15 protein-coding genes and 1 pseudogene are annotated in these 18,104 nt (G+C 68.7%); all 16 read right to left on the bottom strand.

Annotated elements, in window-relative coordinates:
• Window positions 1–822: 822 nt before the first annotated feature.
• A complete protein-coding gene (locus FNQ90_RS01440) occupies window positions 823–2,136 on the bottom strand; it encodes a bifunctional glycosyltransferase family 2/GtrA family protein (RefSeq protein WP_182604563.1) in 1,314 nt (437 codons plus the stop codon).
• Window positions 2,133–3,572 (bottom strand): glycosyltransferase 87 family protein, encoded by a 1,440-nt coding sequence (locus tag FNQ90_RS01435; RefSeq protein ID WP_182604562.1) that lies wholly within the window; start codon window positions 3,570–3,572, stop codon window positions 2,133–2,135. Before FNQ90_RS01435 ends, FNQ90_RS01440 begins: the two co-directional genes overlap by 4 nt.
• Before the next feature lie 30 nt (window positions 3,573–3,602).
• A complete protein-coding gene (locus FNQ90_RS01430) occupies window positions 3,603–4,292 on the bottom strand; it encodes a transglutaminase-like domain-containing protein (RefSeq protein WP_182604561.1) in 690 nt (229 codons plus the stop codon).
• A gap of 13 nt (window positions 4,293–4,305) precedes the next feature.
• Window positions 4,306–5,445, bottom strand: a complete 1,140-nt coding sequence (locus FNQ90_RS01425) for an acyl-CoA dehydrogenase family protein (protein ID WP_182604560.1) — start codon at window positions 5,443–5,445, stop codon at window positions 4,306–4,308.
• Window positions 5,442–6,947, bottom strand: coding sequence for an AMP-binding protein (locus tag FNQ90_RS01420; protein ID WP_182604559.1), 1,506 nt, complete (start codon window positions 6,945–6,947; stop codon window positions 5,442–5,444). Before FNQ90_RS01420 ends, FNQ90_RS01425 begins: the two co-directional genes overlap by 4 nt.
• Window positions 6,948–7,041: 94 nt before the next feature.
• The gene (locus tag FNQ90_RS01415) at window positions 7,042–7,839 is read right to left on the bottom strand and encodes a maleate cis-trans isomerase family protein (RefSeq protein ID WP_182604558.1); all 798 of its coding nucleotides are present in this window, start codon (window positions 7,837–7,839) and stop codon (window positions 7,042–7,044) included.
• The gene (locus FNQ90_RS01410; RefSeq protein ID WP_228470781.1) at window positions 7,836–9,266 is read right to left on the bottom strand and encodes an MFS transporter; all 1,431 of its coding nucleotides are present in this window, start codon (window positions 9,264–9,266) and stop codon (window positions 7,836–7,838) included. Before FNQ90_RS01410 ends, FNQ90_RS01415 begins: the two co-directional genes overlap by 4 nt.
• A complete protein-coding gene (locus FNQ90_RS01405) occupies window positions 9,263–9,994 on the bottom strand; it encodes an HAD family hydrolase (RefSeq protein WP_182604557.1) in 732 nt (243 codons plus the stop codon). The genes FNQ90_RS01410 and FNQ90_RS01405 overlap by 4 nt, the downstream gene beginning before the upstream one ends.
• Window positions 9,991–10,938 carry a pseudouridine-5'-phosphate glycosidase gene (locus FNQ90_RS01400; protein ID WP_182604556.1) on the bottom strand — a complete coding sequence of 316 codons (948 nt, stop codon included), beginning with the start codon at window positions 10,936–10,938 and terminating at the stop codon, window positions 9,991–9,993. The genes FNQ90_RS01405 and FNQ90_RS01400 overlap by 4 nt, the downstream gene beginning before the upstream one ends.
• 43 nt (window positions 10,939–10,981) lie before the next feature.
• On the bottom strand, window positions 10,982–11,350 hold the full coding sequence (locus FNQ90_RS01395) for an ectoine synthase (protein WP_407699293.1): 369 nt from the start codon (window positions 11,348–11,350) through the stop codon (window positions 10,982–10,984).
• Between the two features lie 51 nt (window positions 11,351–11,401).
• Window positions 11,402–11,659, bottom strand: a complete 258-nt coding sequence (locus FNQ90_RS28330; protein ID WP_323379722.1) for an acyl carrier protein — start codon at window positions 11,657–11,659, stop codon at window positions 11,402–11,404.
• Between the two features lie 97 nt (window positions 11,660–11,756).
• Window positions 11,757–12,611 carry a hypothetical protein gene (locus FNQ90_RS01385; RefSeq protein WP_182604553.1) on the bottom strand — a complete coding sequence of 285 codons (855 nt, stop codon included), beginning with the start codon at window positions 12,609–12,611 and terminating at the stop codon, window positions 11,757–11,759.
• A gap of 461 nt (window positions 12,612–13,072) precedes the next feature.
• Window positions 13,073–16,249, bottom strand: coding sequence for an AfsR/SARP family transcriptional regulator (locus FNQ90_RS01380; RefSeq protein WP_182604552.1), 3,177 nt, complete (start codon window positions 16,247–16,249; stop codon window positions 13,073–13,075).
• A gap of 144 nt (window positions 16,250–16,393) precedes the next feature.
• A complete protein-coding gene (locus FNQ90_RS01375) occupies window positions 16,394–16,627 on the bottom strand; it encodes a hypothetical protein (protein WP_228470780.1) in 234 nt (77 codons plus the stop codon).
• Entirely contained in the window at window positions 16,573–17,070 is a 498-nt protein-coding gene (locus FNQ90_RS26925; protein ID WP_323379721.1) for an extracellular solute-binding protein, read from the bottom strand. The genes FNQ90_RS01375 and FNQ90_RS26925 overlap by 55 nt, the downstream gene beginning before the upstream one ends.
• A gap of 278 nt (window positions 17,071–17,348) precedes the next feature.
• Window positions 17,349–17,858: pseudogene (locus FNQ90_RS28325) on the bottom strand (LacI family DNA-binding transcriptional regulator); the annotation flags it as partial.
• Window positions 17,859–18,104 lie beyond the last annotated feature (246 nt).

Raw genomic sequence — 18,104 nt, 5'->3', positions numbered from 1 at the left:
GACCTTCCCTGCCCCCGCCGCCCTCGTCCGCTACAGAAGCCTATGCCGACTCGCCACGCAGAACGCGCTCCGAGGCGATTGCAAGCAGGAATGCCGGACGCGTTCGCTGGAGCTGTGGTGCGTCCACCTCGACGGGTTGAGAGGCAGCCGGACACGATGGCAGCCGGCTCCGTCCCGGGCGGATGGAGTCCGGGCCTTGACGCTCATATGACGCTCGCGGTGCCCTCGCGAAGGGAAAAGAGCCGGCAAGGTGCCTCTGACCTGCGGGTTTCCTGATTCCGTTGAGATCGAAATCTTTGCGATGACCCATCACCTGGAGTGCGTCGCGATCCTCGAACCGGCCGCAAAGGGCTCCTGACCTGCGGTTTCGCGCGTGGGCGTTGTGGGCGTTGTGGGCGATATCCTGACGCTGAAATGACGCTCGTTCCGATGGAGTGTCAGCTGCCTGATCGAGCAGGTCGCGCCGGGTGGAGGACGCGTTCCCGCAGGCCGGCTTTGCAGGAACGTGAAGCAAACCCGACCAGGTTCCCGTCCGCGGCTCGGCGGGCCGGACATTGGCGGAGCGGGCACTCAACAGGTCGGTCCGTAGAGCTTCAGTATCCGAGGAGGGGCCTTGGTGCAACTTCCCCTCTGTGCCCCCCGGGTCCGGGGGGCACAGAGGGGACGCATGGCGACCCGGGGTCCTGGTGGTGGGTCCTCCTCAACCCGGGGCGAGGGGGTGCCTCCATGTCTTTCGTCAAGGCGTCTCTGTCGGGTGTGGGGTGGTTCGGTGTTGCTGGGGTTATGCGGCCCGGCGACGTACGGGAGCGTGGTCTTGCCGGCTCAGGGGGACGCGGGGACGCGATGCCGACCGAAAACGACCAGTTTCAGGGCGAGGAAGCGCACCACGGTGACCACCGCGGAGGCCGCGGCCAGAGTGACCACCTCGGCTAGGTGGGACGGCTCATCGGCCAGATGCCGGAAACACAGCACGGCTGACGTGGTCATCGCGTAACCCAGTACGAACAACACCACGCTGCCCACGTGCGCCCGGACCGGGCCGGCCGGTGCCCCCCGGAAGGTCAGCCGCCGATGTGCCTCGGTGTTCAGCACGGTCAGCGCCACCAGTGCCACCAGATTGGCGGCCGGCGGCGACCACCAGAAGCGCAGCAGCCAGTACAACAATGCGTGCCCGATGGTCGAGGCGAGGCCGATCGCGAGGAAGTACCCCACCTCTCGGGTGAGGACGCCGCGTTCGGCTCGTGGGCGGAGCACCGCGTTCGGGTGCTCCGCCACCGGGCCCGGGCGGGGAGTCACAGCCGCTCGCGCACGACCGGTGGCTTTGAGCCGTGCCATCCGCCACAGACCCAGCACGTTTCGCATCGCGGTTCCCATGATGTTCACCCGGGTGTCGACGTCCTCAACCCAATCGACAGCCACCTCGTGCACCCGCAGACCGTTGTGGTCAGCGAGAAGCAGCAGTTCGGTGTCGAAGAAGAACCTGTCGTCACGGGCCACCTCCAGCAAGGGGCGGATCACCCGGGTGCGGGCGGCCTTGAAACCGCACTGCCCGTCGCTGAAGCGGACTCCGTGGGTGAAGCGGATCAGCGCGTTGTACGAGCGGGAGACGAACTCCCGCCGCAGCCCTCGCAGGGTCCGGGCACCGGGAGCGAGTCGGCTGCCGATCGCCAGGTCGGAGTGGCCGCTGACGAGCGGCGCGATCAGGGGCAGGAAGCCGTCGAGGCCGGTCGAGAGGTCGACATCCATATAGGCGACGATGTCGGCCTCGCTGGATCCCCACACGGTGCGCACCGCCAGACCCTTGCCCTTGCGGTCCAGATGGACGACGCGGACCCGCGGTAGTTCCGCGGCCAGTTCCCGGGCGACCTCGAGAGTGCGGTCGGTGCTGGCGTTGTCGACCACGGTGATGTGCCAGGGGTAGGGCAATTCATCACGCAGCCGGGCGTGCAGGGTGCGCAGGCAGCCCGGTAACGCGCGTTCTTCGTTGTGGGCGGGAACCACTATCTCGATGGTGGTCGACGTGGACGGTATCGCCGTGCGGGACGGGGAGAAGCGAGCGGGGGTTGGTTCGGACGCGGAGCCCCGACCGTCGATACCGGCACGGTCCGTGGCCGTGCCATGGGTGATATCCGTCATTTCTCCTCCCCGAGGAGTGTGGTCGGCCGGCCGAAGGCAGCACGGGTTCGAGTGGCCGGATCGGCGGACGCGCGAGGTCGCTCTCCGGATTGCGCTGGCTGTTGCGGCAGGGGCGCTCCGGCGCCCGGGGCGGGGTGGCTCGGGTCGGTGGTGGCCCCGGGGCCGGCGTTTCGGCGGGGGAAGGTCCGGCCCACCCAGAGTGGGCCCAGGGTCAGCAACGCAAGTCCCGCCAGTGGAAATGGCGCAGCGATCACTTGTTCCCACGCGGCCAGGGTCATCGGGGACGGTGGGGATTCCTCGATGCCCATCAGCATGAAGGTCCTGACGGTGAACACGAGCACCAGCACTGCGGTGATCGCGGCCACCGGGAGGGAACGCTTTCGCCACGCCCACACCGCCAGCCAGACGAGGAGGGGAATCACGTACACCCAGTGGTGCTCCCAGCTGACCGGGGAGATCAGCAGCCCGGTGACGGCCGTGGCGGAGAAGCCGAGGAAATCGGCGCCGCGGCGAAAGGCGAAGAGCGCGACCCCCATTCCCCACAGGCCGACCACGGCCATCACCAGCAGCCACCACGCGTCGTACTGTTCACCCGACATCACCCGGGCCAGTGCTCCGGCCAGCGACTGGTTCGGGGTGTCGAAGACGCCGCCGGCGCGGGAGGAGTGCAACACCAGGCCTCCCCAGTAGCGAGCGGCGTCGGCCGGTAGCAGGAGGAAGCCGATCGCCACGGTGGCCAGAAAGGCGGCCAGCGCGTTGCGTGCCGCTGCCCACCGGCGGGTGATCATCAGGTAGGCGATGAAGATCAGGGGGGTGATCTTCAGGCCGGCCGCGATGCCGATACCGACGCCCTGCCACCGGCCGGGGGCGCGGCGGAAGTCCAGCAGCACGAGCAACAGGAGAAAGGCGTTGATCTGGCCGGCGATGAGGTGAAGGCGCACGGGCAGCAGGCATGCCGCCATCACCAGGCCCAGCACGGTCAGCACCCAACGGGCACGGTCGTTCCGAACTCCGGCGATGCCCAGCGTCAGCCAGATCGCGGCGCCGAGCGCGATCAGGGAGGCGCTGTTCCACATCAGCCCGGCCACGACCGGCGGTAGGAAGGAGAGCGGTACGAAGAAGAGGAGCGCGGTCAGCGGCGGATAGAGGTAGGGCATCTCCCCGTATAGCGGGGACATGACAACAAGATCATAGAGGGAGTTCCCTTCGCGGACCGTTTCACCGCTGGCCAGATAGACGGTCAGATCGACTGTCCACCGCTGGCCCCAGTACTCGTCGCCGGTGTGGATCCAGCGGGTGATCAGCGCCAGCGCCACCGAGGCGAGCGCCACGGCGATCCAGGTGATCAGATGACGGCGGACCGGGGAGGACTCCGCGGAGTCGGTGGCCGCAGTGACCTCGACGGTGGTCCCGGCTCTAGTGGTGGATGCGGACATGCTCTTGCCTTTCCTTGGGAGGCGGGCGGTTCAGGAGCGGCCGATGTCGGCGACGAGTGATCCGCTCGCCGTCCTCTCCGGGGCTTCGAACAGGCGGGGATGGGCCCGGCGAATGCCCCCGACCACCATTTCGTAGGGGACGTCGTCAAATTCCCCGTGAGTACGAAGGAATTCCATGTGCAGGCGGCCCTCTTCGTCGTAGGGGTGGTACATGCTGTCGCGATGGCCGTCGAACTCCAGCGGGCGGATTCTGTACAGTCGGCACAGCAGGGCGTTGAAGACCGGCGTGACCTTCACCCATCGGTTCGCCAAACGGACACTGGTGAGACTGTGGAAACAGAACACCTTGCCGCCCATCAGCTTTTCCAGTTGGGGCGATGCCAGGTGATTGTGCACGTCGCCGTAGTAGAGGCGGCTGGGAATTCCGGCGGCACGCACGGCTGCTGCGTAAACGATGGACTTATGGACGCAGAAGCCCATGCCGCGCCGGATCACCGAGCTCGCCCGCAGGCCCGTACGGGACAGGTCGGCGCCGTAGACCTCGTAGTGAATGCCGTCGCGGACCGCGTAGTACAGGGCGCGAGCCCGCTCGATGTCGGTTCCTGCGGCGGGCCCGCCCGGGAGCGCGCGGGCGACCAGGTCCCGGACCTCATCGCTGTGATGATCGAGGAACTCGGTGGATCGCAGGAGGTGGTCTTCGGTGGGAGTCATACCGGTCATGCGGGTCACTTCCTCACAGTCCGATCAGTTTGGCGATGCGCTGCCGCTGGATTTCGGAGGTCCCGGAGTAGATCGTTCCGGCGACGGCGTTACGCAAATCCTTCTCCAGGCCGTATTCGACGGTGTAGCCGTAGCCGCCGAATATCTGTACGGCCGCGAGCGCGGTACTGACGTTGCTCTCGCTGGTCAGTAGCTTGGAGATGGCGACATCGACCGTGACGTCCTTGCCGTCGGCCAATTTGCGGCCGGTGTCGTAGAGCCATTTACGGGAGGTCTCCACCGAGACCTTCATATCGACGATGTGGTTGGCGATGGATTGATAGGAGCCGATCGGCTGCCCGAACTGTGTCCTCGTTCGGGCGTAGTCGATGCAGCGCTGCAGTCGGTGCTCCATCTCGCCCAGGTTGATGACGAAGGAGCACAGGATCTCCCACCTCATCACGTGATCCAAGATCAGGAATCCGGAGCCGACGTGGCCCAGGACATGGCTGTCCGGCACCCGACAACCATCGAGGAAGAGTTCGCTCAGCGGGGAGGTGCGCAGTCCCATCTTCGCGATCGGTCGGCCGACACCGAGACCGGGGGTCTCCCGGTCGACAAGAAACGCGGTCAGCCCGGTGGGACTGCCGCGTTGCCCGGTGCGGGCGTACACGACGAACACGTCGGCGATCGGTCCGTTGGTGACGAACGCCTTGGTGCCGCTGAGCACGAAGTGATCGCCGTCCCGCTCGGCCGCGGTACGCATCGCCATCACATCGGAGCCTCCCTCGGGTTCGGTGATGGCATGGGCGCCGATCAGTGAGCCGTCGCAGACGCGGGGCAGATAACGGGCCCGCAACTCTTCCGAGCCGAACCGCTGAAGGGGCACGCCGGTGCTCACCAGGTGAGTCGATGCGGAGAAGCTCAACCCCCCGTCCCGGCAGGAGCGCCCCAGGCCCTCCAGCACGTACATGGTGGTCGGCAGGGACTGTCGGAGGCCGCCGTGTTCGCCGGCGAAGGGCAAGGCGAAGAGTCCGGTCTCGGACAGGAGTTTCCAGGCGCCGGCGGCGAACCCACCGCCGGGGTCCCGCTCGATGTGGCCCTCACCGAGGCGGGGGCCCAGTGCCTCGACCGCCGCGCGGAGTGCCCGCTGGTCCTCGTTCCACTCGGTCATCGTGCGTACTCCTCGGTGGGGTGGGTGATGTCCGGGTGCCCGACGCGACGCAGCGCGTTGCGGTCGACCTTTCCCGTGGAGGTGCGCGGCAGCGGGTCATGGGTGATGTCGAACGAGCCGGGGATCGCGGTGCGCGGCAGTCCCGCAGCACAGTGCACGCGCAATCCCAGGCCGTTGAGTCGGGCTTCGGGCGTGCCGCGGACCACGGCGTGCAGCCTGTGTCCGGCCGTGTCGTCCGGTTCGGCGATGACGGCCACCTCCCGTACCCGGGGGTGGGTGAGCAGCACACGCTCGACCTCCTCCAGGTTGGTGCGCACCCCGCGGACCTTGACCTGACGATCACTGCGGCCTGTGAGATACATCAGTCCGAACTCGTCTCGATGCACCAGGTCCCCGGTCCTGAACATGCCGTCGTGCCGGTGTCCCGCATCCCCCACGGTCGACCGACCGAGGTAGCCGCGCATCTGGAACGGCGTGCTCACGAGCAACTCTCCGGCGCCACTACCGGTGACCGTCCGACCGTCGGGGCCCACCACCCGGGCATGGACACCGCCGATCGGACGGCCGATGGGGATCGCTCCTGCGGCCCGGGCCTCGGCGAGGTCGATCTCGTGCAGAAAACTGTCGTTGGTCTCGGTACAGCCGTAGACGTTCCACAGCCGGGCGCCCGGGAAGGTCTCGGCGATCCGTTCCAGCAGAGGCACGGGTACGGTGTCACCGGTCAGCAGAATGTGGTGGACCCCGTGGAGGGGCCGGTCGGAGGCGTCGGTGACCAGGCGGAAGAAGAGCGGGACAGCCTGAATGACATGGGGTTTCCGTTCCGCGCACACGGCAACCAGCCGGGACCCGTCCATGGCGATGTCGGGATCGACCAGGTCGGCGCATCCGCCGGCGGCGAGTGTGGACCACACGTCGAGCAGGCACAGGTCGAAGTTGAGCGGCGCGTAGTTCAGCACCCGGGCCCCGCTCCCGATCCCGAACCGGTCGACGGCCCACGCCAGAAAGCGGTCGACACCGTCGGTGTCGAGTACCACGGTCTTCGGCGTGCCGGTGGAGCCGGAGGTGGTCAGCAGCAGGCCGGGCCCCGGCGGAAGGGCGGGTCCGGGCGCGTGCCCGCTCGGACGTGCGGCCATCACCAACCGAGCCTCTCCGGTCCCGCCGGTGGGACCGGAGGCCGGGATGGTCAGCACGTGGCTACAGCCGGTCTGCATACACAGCTCATCGAGCGCTGCCGCGCCGAGCCCGGCAGATGGCAGCAGTACACGTCGGCCGGCTTGGAGGCAGGCGATGACGAGGGCCACCGTCTCGGGTGACTTCCGTGCGGGCACACAGAGGGGCACACCCGTCGGGAGGTCCAGAGCGGCGAGCTCGGCCCGCGTCGCGGCGGCAGCGGCCGCCAGCTCACGGTACGACACCGTCCGGCCGCGCCAGGTCAGAGCGGGAGCGTCCGGCAGCTCCCGGGCACGGCGGGTCAGGGCGGTCAGGAACATGGGTGTGGGCATCGGGTCTTCCTTCCACGAGGTGTGGCGGGGTGGGCGCGATCGCCCGGTACTGCGGCGTCCGTACCGGGCCGCTGGTGGGCCGGGCCTCGCGCCACTACACCGAGGCCGGGCGGCCGGCGAGCAGTCGACCACCACCGGGGACCGCCGAGGCGACTCCGGTCAGGGTCAGCAGTCGCCAGAGGCAAGCCTGGTTGGAGGTGATGACCGGCACGCCGAGCGAGTTCTCCAGCGATTCCACCGCTTCGAACGAGCGGAAGCCGCTGCCGGGGATCAGGACGCCGTCGGCATCTGCCGGAAAGTCGGTCGTGACCTGGCGGCAGACCTCCGTCGGGTCCACCTCCCAACGTCCGCCGCGATCGAACACACGGTGCCGGGGCGTCTCCTCCCAACCGCCGCCCAGCCGGTACTGCGTCAGACCGGCGATGCTGTGACCGGCCTCCGCCAGGTAGGAGCGTGTCGCGGAGAGTGTCGGAGGGGTGAACCACGGCGGGGCCACCACCAGCGGTCGGTGAACACCGGTCGAGGCGAGCGCGGCACGGAGCGCCTGTCCCGCGGTGTACACGGGGGTGCCACCGGCCAGTTCGGTGGCCGCGGAGGAGAACCCGTCGTCGAAGTCCTTTCCACCGAAGAAGCTGGCGGAGCCGAAGCACAGGCAGATCGCCGACACGCCCATCCGCCCGAGTTGCTCCAACCCCCGTCGGATGTCCTGCACGGCGATCATGTCCGGCCAGGGCGTTCCGATGTACTCCGCGCCCGTGCTCGTCGGGCTCTCGAAGCGGGCCGCGTGCACGGTTACTCCCAAGGGCGCCATCCGCCACAGCTCGGCCTCGACCACAGGGTCGTTGTCGATCACCAGTACACCGAGTTGCGCCACCCAGGAATGCCGCTTCATCGCGGAGCCCCCTCTCGGACCCGGCCGGCTGTACGAGCGGGTTCGGCCCGTCCGGAGAGGCCGAGCCAGACCAGCAGGGCGCCCAGCGCGGCGGCTCCCGCCGTCGTGAGGAAAGCCCGCCCGAAGTCACCCTGTTGCGGTCCCGGTCCGAGAACCAGCACCAGCACCGCGATGCCCAGTGCTCCACTCATGTACTGAGTGGTGGTCATCAGCCCTCCTGCCAGACCCTGATGGTGATCCGCGATGTCGCGGGTGCCGACGATGAACATCGACACGTAGATCACTCCGTGGGCGAAGCCGGTGATCAGCAGACCCGGCAACAGGTCGACGACATAACGCTCGCCGTCGACCTGCGCTGCGAGAAGCGCCAGTCCACCCGCGGCCACGACGAAGGCAAGAGTGAGTGTGGCGCGTACCCCCAGCGCGGCGACCACGCGCGCCGTGACGGAGTTGGCCAGCACAATGGCCGCCGCCATCGGAAGGAACGCCAGTCCGGCGGCGATCGGCCCGTAGCCCCGCAACTCCTGCACCAGCAGGGTCACCACGAAGAACATGTTGCCCACGCTCGCCATGTACAGCGCGGTGGATCCGCAGCCGACCAGCAGCGTCCGGGTCCTCCGGACGATCGGGTCGACCAGTGGCCGGCTGCTGCTCCGCTCCCGCAGTACGAACGCCACCAGCAGAACCGCACCCGCGGCAAAGCACGCCAGGGTGGTGGGATGGGTCCAGTTCTCGGCAGCGGCCTGTGTCAGGGCGAGTGCCGCGGCGAGCACCGTGCCGGTGCACAGTACGGCACTGATCACATTGAGCCGGAGGTCCTTGCGGGAGGCGACACGCGGCAGCAGGCGGAGGCCGGCCAGCACGCAGAGCGCGGTCACCGGCAGGTTGATCAGGAAGACCCAGCGCCAGGAGACGGTGGTCAACAGGCCGCCGGCCACGACACCGGCGGCGAGTCCGGACGCGCCGACGGTGCCCCAGACCCCCAGCGCCCGATTGCGCTCGGGACCAGCCGCGAAGGTCGTGTTGATCAGCGCTATGACAGCCGGCTGCAACAGTGCGGCACCGACGCCCTGGGCGGCACGCGCCGCCATCAGAGTGGCCCCGTCCGAGGCGATACCGCCCGCCAGGGAAGCCACGCCGAACAGCACCATCGCGGTGAGATAGACGTTGCGCGGGCCGAACCGGCTCGAGATTCGGCCACCGACGATGAGGAACCCGGCGAAGAACACCGCGTATCCGCTGACCACCCACTGCACCGTGCTCTCGGTCAGGGAGAGGTCGCCGCCGACGCTGGGCAGTGCCACGTAGACGATGGAGTAGTCGAGGGCGAGCAGGAACTGAGCCACGGCGAGGATTGCCAGTGCCGCGTTGGCCGCGCCGCGCGATAACGTTGCACCGTTGGTGACCGGGGAGGTCATGAAGATCATCCCTGCTTCCGACGAGGACCGGTGGGGTGGGGTTCGGCGGCAAGGCGTCCGGCCGCGACCGCCATCGCCAGTGCATCGCGCAATTCGGTGGTGGTCCCGGCGACAGCGCGGGCTCCGGCGTTCAGGAGCCGATCGTGACCGGCGACGCCGTATCCGACGCCGTACGCGGCCATGCCGGCCCGGTGGGCCATCCGGATGTCGTCGACTGCGTCCCCGACGACCAGGCACCGCCCGGCGGGCACCTTCAGTTCGGCAGCGGCGAGCAGTGCCAGGTCCGGGGAGGGCTTGCCACGTGGGGTCATACCGTGACAGGAGAGGGTGTCGAACGCCCCGAGCAGCCCGGCGGCGTCCAACAGTTCCACCGCGCTGGAGTGGACTTTGCTGGTGACGACGGCCAGCGTGACACCCCGGTCGCGCAGTTCGGCGAGCAGCGCCGGTACCCCGGGGAAAACGAGCTCCGGTGCCCGGGGGATGACCTGCTCGGTGAACAGTGTCCGAGCGCGTTCCGCCGCACGGGTGACGTCGGGGTCACCCGTGCTCGCCGTGTCGAGCAGGATGGCCAGGGACGTGGCGAGCGGCCGGCCGATGGTGGCGCGGAGTGCCGACTCGTCCGGTTCCCGGCCGGTCTCGCGTACCACGGTGGTCAGCACCTCGGCCATGCCGGCCGGGGTGTCGACCAGCGTCCCGTCGAGGTCGAACAGCACCGCCTGCGCACCGCCGGGGGTCACGAGACACCTGCCGGGGGCACGGAGCGGTTGAGGGCGACGGCCACCTCGGCGGCGAGCGCACTGGTGGACAGCAGCACCGACCGGTTGGCCTCGGCGGTACGGCCCCGGGTCGCAGCCGAGACGGCGGCCAGGATATGGGGGGTCACCGCCGCTCCGGTGACGCCGGCCCGCTCCGCCTCGCCCTGCTTCTCCCGGATCAGCCCCTGGATCCGGTCCGAGGGCAGCGCGTCGTGCTCGGCGATCGGGTGGGTGACCATGAACCCGCCGTTGTTGCCGGCGGCCCAGTGCAACCGGACCGCCGCGGTAAGACGTTCGAGGTCGTCCTCGCGGTGAGGGTTGGGATGACCGCTGGAGACGCAGTAGTAGGCGGGAAAGTCATCGCAGCGGTAGCCGACGACCGGCACCCCCTGCGTCTCCAGGTATTCCAGCGTCAGCGCCGGGTCGAGCAGGGACTTCGCGCCGGCGCACACGGTGACGATCCGGTGACGGGTGAACTCGGTCAGGTCGCAGGAGACATCGAAGCTTTGCGGTGCGCCGAAGTGCACTCCGCCGATGCCGGCGACGGCGAATACCCGGATGCCGGCGTGGGCAGCGGCCACCAGTGTGGCGGAGACCGTGGTGCCACCGGAACGGCCGGACGCCAGCGCCGGCCCGATGTCGCGCACACTGACCTTGGGGAGATCGTCGGTCCCCGCGAAGTCGGCGACCTGCTCCTCCGACATGCCGACCACGAACCTGCCGGCGATGATGCCCACACGGGCCGGCACCGCGCCGCCGCCCCGGATCGCCTTGTGCATCTGCAGTGCGGTGTCGAAGTTCATCGGCTGCGGCAGACCGTGGGCCACACCGGAGGATTCCAGCGCCACCACGGGCAGCCCCGATGCCAGGGCATCGGCCACTTCCTCGGAGATCACGTACGGTTCGGGTCCTGCGTGGATGCTCATCGATGTCCTCGTCTCAGCTGTCCGGTTCGTCCCGCGGGGCTGGTCAGTAGTGTGAGAAGTCGCTGGCGTCGAAGTGGTGCCGCTCATCGCCGTGCAGGGGCGGGTTGAAGATGCTGATGAGTTCCAGATCGCTCCCGGGCGAAGCCACCAGATGGTGTCGGTCGTGCTCGTCGAGCGCGTACAGCGTGCCGGGTTCTATCTCGTGGATATCGCCGGATTCGGCGATCACCTGTCCTCGTCCGGAAATGCAGTAGCAGGCTTCCAGGTGCCGTCGGTAATGCAGGGGGGACTTGGAGCCGGCCCGGACGATGGTGTGGGCCAGGGTGAAGCCCATCCGGTCGGCTTCGACGAGAAACCGGAAGCTCAGGCCGTTTCCCCACTCGACTGCGGCGATCTCATTCTTCCTGCGCACGATCACGTCGCTGCTCTCCTATCTTTCCGAAGGCCGTTTTCCCGTGTCCGATCAATGGACCCGGGCCTGCCGGACGAACTCCGCGATGGCGGTGACGGAGCTGAACTGGTGCGGCGTGATGTCGCGTTCGGCGACCGGGATGTCGTACGCGCTGCCGACCCAACTGATCAGGCGCAGCAGTCCCAGGCTGTCCACGACACCGTTCTCCAACAGGTCGAGGTCGGCAGGGAGGTCACCGACCGGGGTATCGGGGATGAAACTGGTGATGATGAATCGTTTGATGTCGTTCTCTTCGGGTTGGGTGGACACGGTTCTCCTCGTGAGTGGGGCCGGATGATCAGGAAGGAGCGGGCTTCTGGGACGGTCCGGTTTCCGCTGGAAGCCGACCGTTCCTTGCGGCAGTGCCTCAGCCGGGGACGACCTCCCCGCGGCCGTGACGAAGCGCCGTGCGATGCAGTCGACGGGCCAACGAACCATCGAGAAGGGTGATGGTCAGCAGGTCGACCAACAGGACCTGGTCGGGGAGGGACCGCCCCGGATGCTCACCCCTGAACACCTGGCGCAGGTGGATCGGGCTGGAAGTCGCGAGAGCGGTTCTCCCGGGAAGCTCCAGCCGCCCGGGGTCGTCGACGAACAGGGCGCTCGCGCGGCCGGCCAATGCCGGAGGTGGATGCTCACCCGTGGCGTTGATCACGACCGCTCCGGGCGCGAGGTGTCCCAGCCCTTCCGCGGGCAGGCCGGGTCCGGTGAGGATGACCAGATTGGCACCGAAGGTGGCATCCCTGACGCGGGTGGTGACGGACAGTCCGATACCGGCCCGGCTCAGCAGCTCGGCCACCCGAGGAGTCACCGGGGGGGCGTCTGTCGGCCGCGGCCGGTACATCGCGAGATGGCTGATGTCCGGCAGACCGTGGACAGCCACCAGCAGGTGGATCCGGGCCGTCGTCCCCGATCCGACGAGTGAAACGGTGACCACACCCGGCGACAGGAGAAAACGGGCCGCCATGACAGCCAGCGCTGCGGTACGGCAGGCCCGCAAAGCCGATGCCGGCAACACGCACCGCAGACCGCTCTCCTCGTCCCGTACGAGCGCAAGGTCCCCCTCAAGGGTGACAGGGGGCCATTGCGCCTTCCGCGGACGGGCGGGCGTCGTCTTGTCATCGAAGGCCAACAGGTCCTCGGCGACCACGTCGGGGGGACCGAAGTCCGCCATCATGGCGCACAGGTCGTCGGCGTCGAGTCGCAGGGTGGGATCACCCATCGCACACCTCCGGATCGGGGAAAGAACGCGTCCCCGACTGTGCGGGGTGGGTCTTTCGATCCGCTCTTGTTCCGCTCCCATCGGACCGGGAGCGAGATGGAAGCGGACGAAGCGTCCGACGGAAGCGCTGCGTGCTGAACTCCGCACCACACCACACCACACCGCGTCCGACTCACGACGCATCGCCGACCACGGAGGACCACCATGATCATCCGCCGATTCGCCGTTCCGTTCCTGCTCACCCTCCTGTGCTCCCTGACGTCCTCAGCCGTCGCGCATGCCACCGAAGCCGAGCCGGAATGCCCGCGGGACACCCACTGGTCCGCCGAAGAGGGAGCATGTGTCGCAGACACCCATTGGTGATCCGTGGCGCGGCCCCGGCCGTGTACGCACGCCTCGGGCGACAGCGGTGCCGGTGCGCAGTCCTCGCCATGGGCCCGTTCGACGGACGGGGCGCACGGTCAGGTCGAGGCGCTTCCCCCGGCTTCGATCGCGGCTCGGGCCCCCATGTCGGCCGAGGAGCCCGGAATGCCGGCGGCGAAGGCCCCGATTCGCATTCCGCGCACTTCCTCCAGCAGGTGCGCGGACTCCCGGGAGTCGACGGCAGAGAGCAATCGGTCCACCTGTTCCAGGTGTGTTCTCGCCTGCTCCGGCGCATCGGTGGCCCGAATCTCCGTCAGCAGGATCAGGGTCCTGGCCTGCCAGACGGAGGCTCCGAGGCCGGCGAAGAGGCTGTTCGCGGCCTCCAGGTACGCGGCCCCGGCAGAAACGGTGTCCCGGGCGAGGGCGATCTCCCCGAGACCGTAGAGCGACTTGGCCTCGATGAACCGCTCACCGACCTGCCTTGCCAGGTCGAGAGCATGCGCCAAAGTGGTTTCCGCCGCGTCCAGACGGCACTCCCGCTGCCGCAGCACGCTCAGCCCGTACACGGCATACGCCTCACCGATGCGGTCCCCGGCGTCCCGGACGATGCGCAGAACCCGGTGCAGCGACCGGCGGGCCTGGTCGAGCTGGCCGGCGCCCAGTTGCAGCTCGGCGAAGCTGTGGACCACCTGGGCCTCGGCCCGCAGACACCCCACCTCACGGCAGATCTGCAGCGCCTCCTCCAGCAGCTCCCGGGCTTCCCGGTCGTTCTGCTCCTCCATCCGGTGCCTGGCCAGACTGCGCAGAATATGCGCTTCTCCGATCCGGTCGCCGACCTCGCGCATCGTCCGCAGCGCTGTGGCGTACTTGTCCAGCATCGCGGGTATGTCGTGGCGCAGCGCGTCGATGTGCGCGGCGTTCCGCAACACCAATGCGCTGCCGTGCGCATTCCCCTCGGTACTGAAGATCTCCAGGGCCGAGGTGAAGCAACGTTCCGCGTCTTCCAACCGGGTCTGGAACATATGCAGGGTCCCCAGCGAGTAGCGCATGGCGGCCATACCCGTGGTGTTGCCTGCCCGCTCGGTCGCCTCGAGCGCGATCTGGGCGCACTCGTGCCAGTCGTCGAAGTACCCCTTGGCCTCGAAAAGTGTCACCGATGTCAGGGCCAGGTCCCAGCACAGCTCGTGCAGACCGGCCTCGGCCGCCTGTCGCACCCCCTCCACCAGTGCCCTGCGCTCGGCCTCCCACCAGGCAGCCGCGTCGGCGACGCATTCGGCGATTTCCGCCTGCCCGGGAGACCAGCGGGGGGCATCGCCGTGCAGGATCGTGAAGTCGCCGCCGTACTCCTTCCGGTGGGCTGCCTCGGCGTGCGCCAGCCAGGCGCCGAGCATCCGGGTCAGGGCGGCCCGTCGCTCGTTCTTGCTCTCTTCCGTCAGGACCTGCTCCATGGCGTAGAGCCGGATCAGTTCGTGGAATCGGTAGCGCACCGGGTGCGGTCCCGGGTGGATCACCACGTCCAGCAGTTGCGCGTCGACCAGGCTCTCCAGCACCTCCCGGCCCTCGCCGAGCGAGGTGTCGAGCAGCGCGGCGGCTGTCCAGTCGGGGAAATCGGAGGCCTGAACGAGGGAGGACAGGCGGAACAGCCGGCGGGCGCTGTCATCGAGACCGCGGTAGGTCAGTTCGATGTTGGAGCGCAGCTCCAGCCCCTGGTGGGACAGCTCATCCAACCGCGACGCCTCATCACGCAGTCGCCGTACCAGGTTGTCGATGCGCCAGTGCGGCCGGGAGGCGAGTCGCGCTCCGGCGATGCGCAGGGCCAGCGGCAGGCCGCAGCAGAACGTCACCAGCTCGAGGGCGGCGGGGTGTTCGGCCGCCACCCGATCGGTGCCGACGATCTTCCCCAGGAGATCGAGGGAGCGATCCGCCTCCAGGACTCCGACATCGACACGATGCGCGCCCGGAAGCCCGCTGAGCCGCTTGCGACTGGTGACCAGCACCGCACAAGAAGGTGCCCCGGGTAACAGCGGCAGCACGTCCGCCTCGTCGGTGGCGTCGTCGAGGAGTAACAGAACACGGCGCCCCGACAGCCGGGTGCGGAAGAGTTCTTGGCGCTCCTCCAGGCTCTCCGGCAGGGCGCTCCCCGAGACACCCAGAGCGCGCAGGAACCGTGCCAGGAGGCGGGCCGGTGAATTCGTCCCTGTCGGCGTGCGCAGGCCGGCATAAAGCTGTCCGTCGGGGAAGGCGGGAGTCAGCTCGTGTGCCACGCGCACCGCGAGGCTGGACTTGCCCACTCCGCCCTTCCCCGAGATGGCGACGATCGGCATGCTCCAGCAGAAAGAGTCCGCGTCCCGCCGCTCCAGCCGCCCCCTCACCTCTTCCAGCACGCTCTCCCGGCCGGTGAAATCCGCAATACTCGCGGGTAACTGCTGCGGGACCGGAAGCCGGTGTTCGGGGAGGGCGACAGGGGCGGAGCTGCCGATCGGGGGTTGATCTCCGGGCGGCGGGTCCCCGGTCCGCTCCGGCGGACCGGGATTCAACGACGGCTCCCGATTCAGGATGGCTTGGGCGAGATTCTGCAGCTCGGAGCCCGGTTCGACCCCGATCTCCTCGCGCAACACCGTTCGTGCCCGACGCGCGACCTCGAGCGCCTCGGCCTGGCGCCCCGACCGGTAGAGCGCCAGCATCAACAAGTGGTACAGGTTCTCCCGGAGCGGGTGTTCGGCGACCAGGGTGCGCAGTTCGCCGCTCACCAGATTGTGCCGGCCAAGAGCGAGTTCCAGCCGGGCCAGTTCTTCGATGGCCGCCATCCTGCTCTCCTCCAACACCGTCGCGCCGCGCTGCACCAGGTCGCTGGTGACATCGGCGAGAGCCACCCCGCGCCACAGTGTTATCGCCTCCCGCAGCAATTGCGCGGCTTGCTCCGTGCGCCCTTCGGCGCCACACGTCTTTGCCCGGGTGGTGAGCGAGGCGAAGACAAGCGTGTCCAGACCCTCCTCGGAGATCTGCAGCACGTATCCGGGCGGTCGGGTGGCGATCGCGTCCGGGTACCCGGCCTCGGCGAGCACCCGACGCAATCCTGAGATACAGGTCTGAACCTGGCCCCGGGCTGTGGAGGGTGGAGCGACACCCCACACCGCGTCGATGAGTTGTTCCAGTGAAACCACCCGGTTGGGGTTCAGGCCCAACATGGCCAGCACGACGCGCCGGCGCGGTCCGCCGAGGCCAATCGACACCCTGTCGGACACCAGCTCCAACGGACCGAGCAACCTGAGCACCGGAAGTCCTCCCGAAGCACATCACACGTGGCCGACCCATCTATTTGAACACTCCTGGTCAATCATCACCACACCTCGTCACCAGCCATCAAGACATTTGCGGCCGCACGACGAGAGCGTCGGTAACGGGTATACGGGAATGTGTCAATCCCGCCGGCCGGGAGAATAGGAGGGAGGGGTGTGGTGGGGCGGGCTCTCAACGGCCCCGTCGACGCGTGCCGCCTCCCCGATGTCGGCCGGCAGCGCCTGCAACGCGGCGTACGGGATGAGCATGTTGTAGCCGGTGTAGGTCCAGGTGACGACGTTGCCGATGGAGAAGAGGATCAGATCCGCTCCCAGCGGGTCGACCCGGATCCCGACGGACCCCGGCAGGTCCATGAGCGGGGACAGTCGCGGGTCGTAGAGGAAGGAGTCGAGGCCGGGGCGAAGACCTCGAAGATCCGCTGCCCGCCGTAGAAGTCGACCGGCTCCCCGAGCGCCGGCAGGTCCAGGCCGTCCGTGGCCGCCGGATAGAGACCACCCTCGCGGTTGAGGATCTCCAACGCCTCGGGGTCGGTGTTCAGCCACAACGCGAATTCGGTCGCCTCGGCCGGGTGTTCGTTCCCGGAGAGCACCGCGGTGGTCGAGCCGCCCCAGTTGCCCGCTCGTTGCCCCCCGGCCTCCCACTGCGGCATGGGGGCCACGGCCCATTTGCCCGCGGTGGACGGGGCGTTGTCGCGGATCGTGCTGTAGCCCCGGGCGGCGCTGATCCAGGTGACGACCTCGTCGTCGTTCCACGATTTGTACAGGGCCGGGGAGAAGCCCTGGAGATCGGTGGCCACGAGGTCCTCGACTCGACCCGCACATCCGGGTTTCGACTGTTCCACAGATCCACGACCTCCTCCATTCCGGGGACCCAGGACCAGTACTCCAACGTGACCGGGTCGGAGGACGGCGCGCAGGGCTCGTCGGCCGCGCCACCACTCCCGCTGTCACCGCCGCATCCGGTCACCGCCGCGGAGGTACCGAGGCGGCGGGCGAGGTCCCGCAGGAGTTCGAGCCGCGGATCACCACCGGTCGCGTCCCGGGGGCCCGCGATCATGGCGATGCGGCGACGCCCCGCGGCGATCACCCGTTCCAGCGCCCGCCGCGTGGCGGCCCGCGCGTCCGGCGTCACGAGATCGACCGGGCCGAAGGAGATGTCCGCGCTGATCACCGTCGGGATATCCGCCCTGTCGAGGGTCTCGATGTCCCTCGGCAGCAGACGGAAGGGGGTGATGACGACCCCGGCGAAGCGCTGCTGCACCGCCTCGGCCAGCAGCGCGCGCTCCTCGTGGCGGTCGGCGCGGGTGTTGCAGACGATGACGTGCAGCCCCAACCCCCGCAACTCCTCCTGGAGGGTGGCGGCGAGCTGGGCGAAGAACGGGTTGGCGATGTCGGGCACGATCAACGCCGCCAGTGTGGACTGTCCGGTCCGCAGGCTGCGCGCGGCCGTGTTGACGGTGAAGCCCAACTCGGTGATGGCGTTCTCGACCGCGGCCCGGGTCGCGGGGGCCACGGGCCGTTTGCCGGACAGAACGTAGGAGACCGTCGCCGTCGAGACGCCGGCGGCCCGCGCGACATCCGTCATGGTGACCCGTTCTCGCACCGCTCACGCTCCTCCCGGGGCGCCACCCTACGTCACCGGGAAGGACCCACCGCTCGTGTTCTCCTCCGGTTTCGCCACGGGGTTCTCCGCCCGCCCCGGGGCGGTGGCCACGAGGTCCTCGACTCGACCCGCACATCCGGGTTTCGACTGTTCCACAGATCCACGACCTCCTCCATTCCGGGGACCCAGGACCAGTACTCCAACGTGACCGGGTCGGAGGACGGCGCG

This window comes from Streptomyces alkaliphilus, from assembly GCF_014141535.1.
Lineage (GTDB): Bacteria > Actinomycetota > Actinomycetes > Streptomycetales > Streptomycetaceae > Streptomyces > Streptomyces alkaliphilus.
The sequence above is the reverse complement of the archived record's forward strand: the minus strand, read 5'-3'. Positions and strand labels throughout refer to the sequence as shown.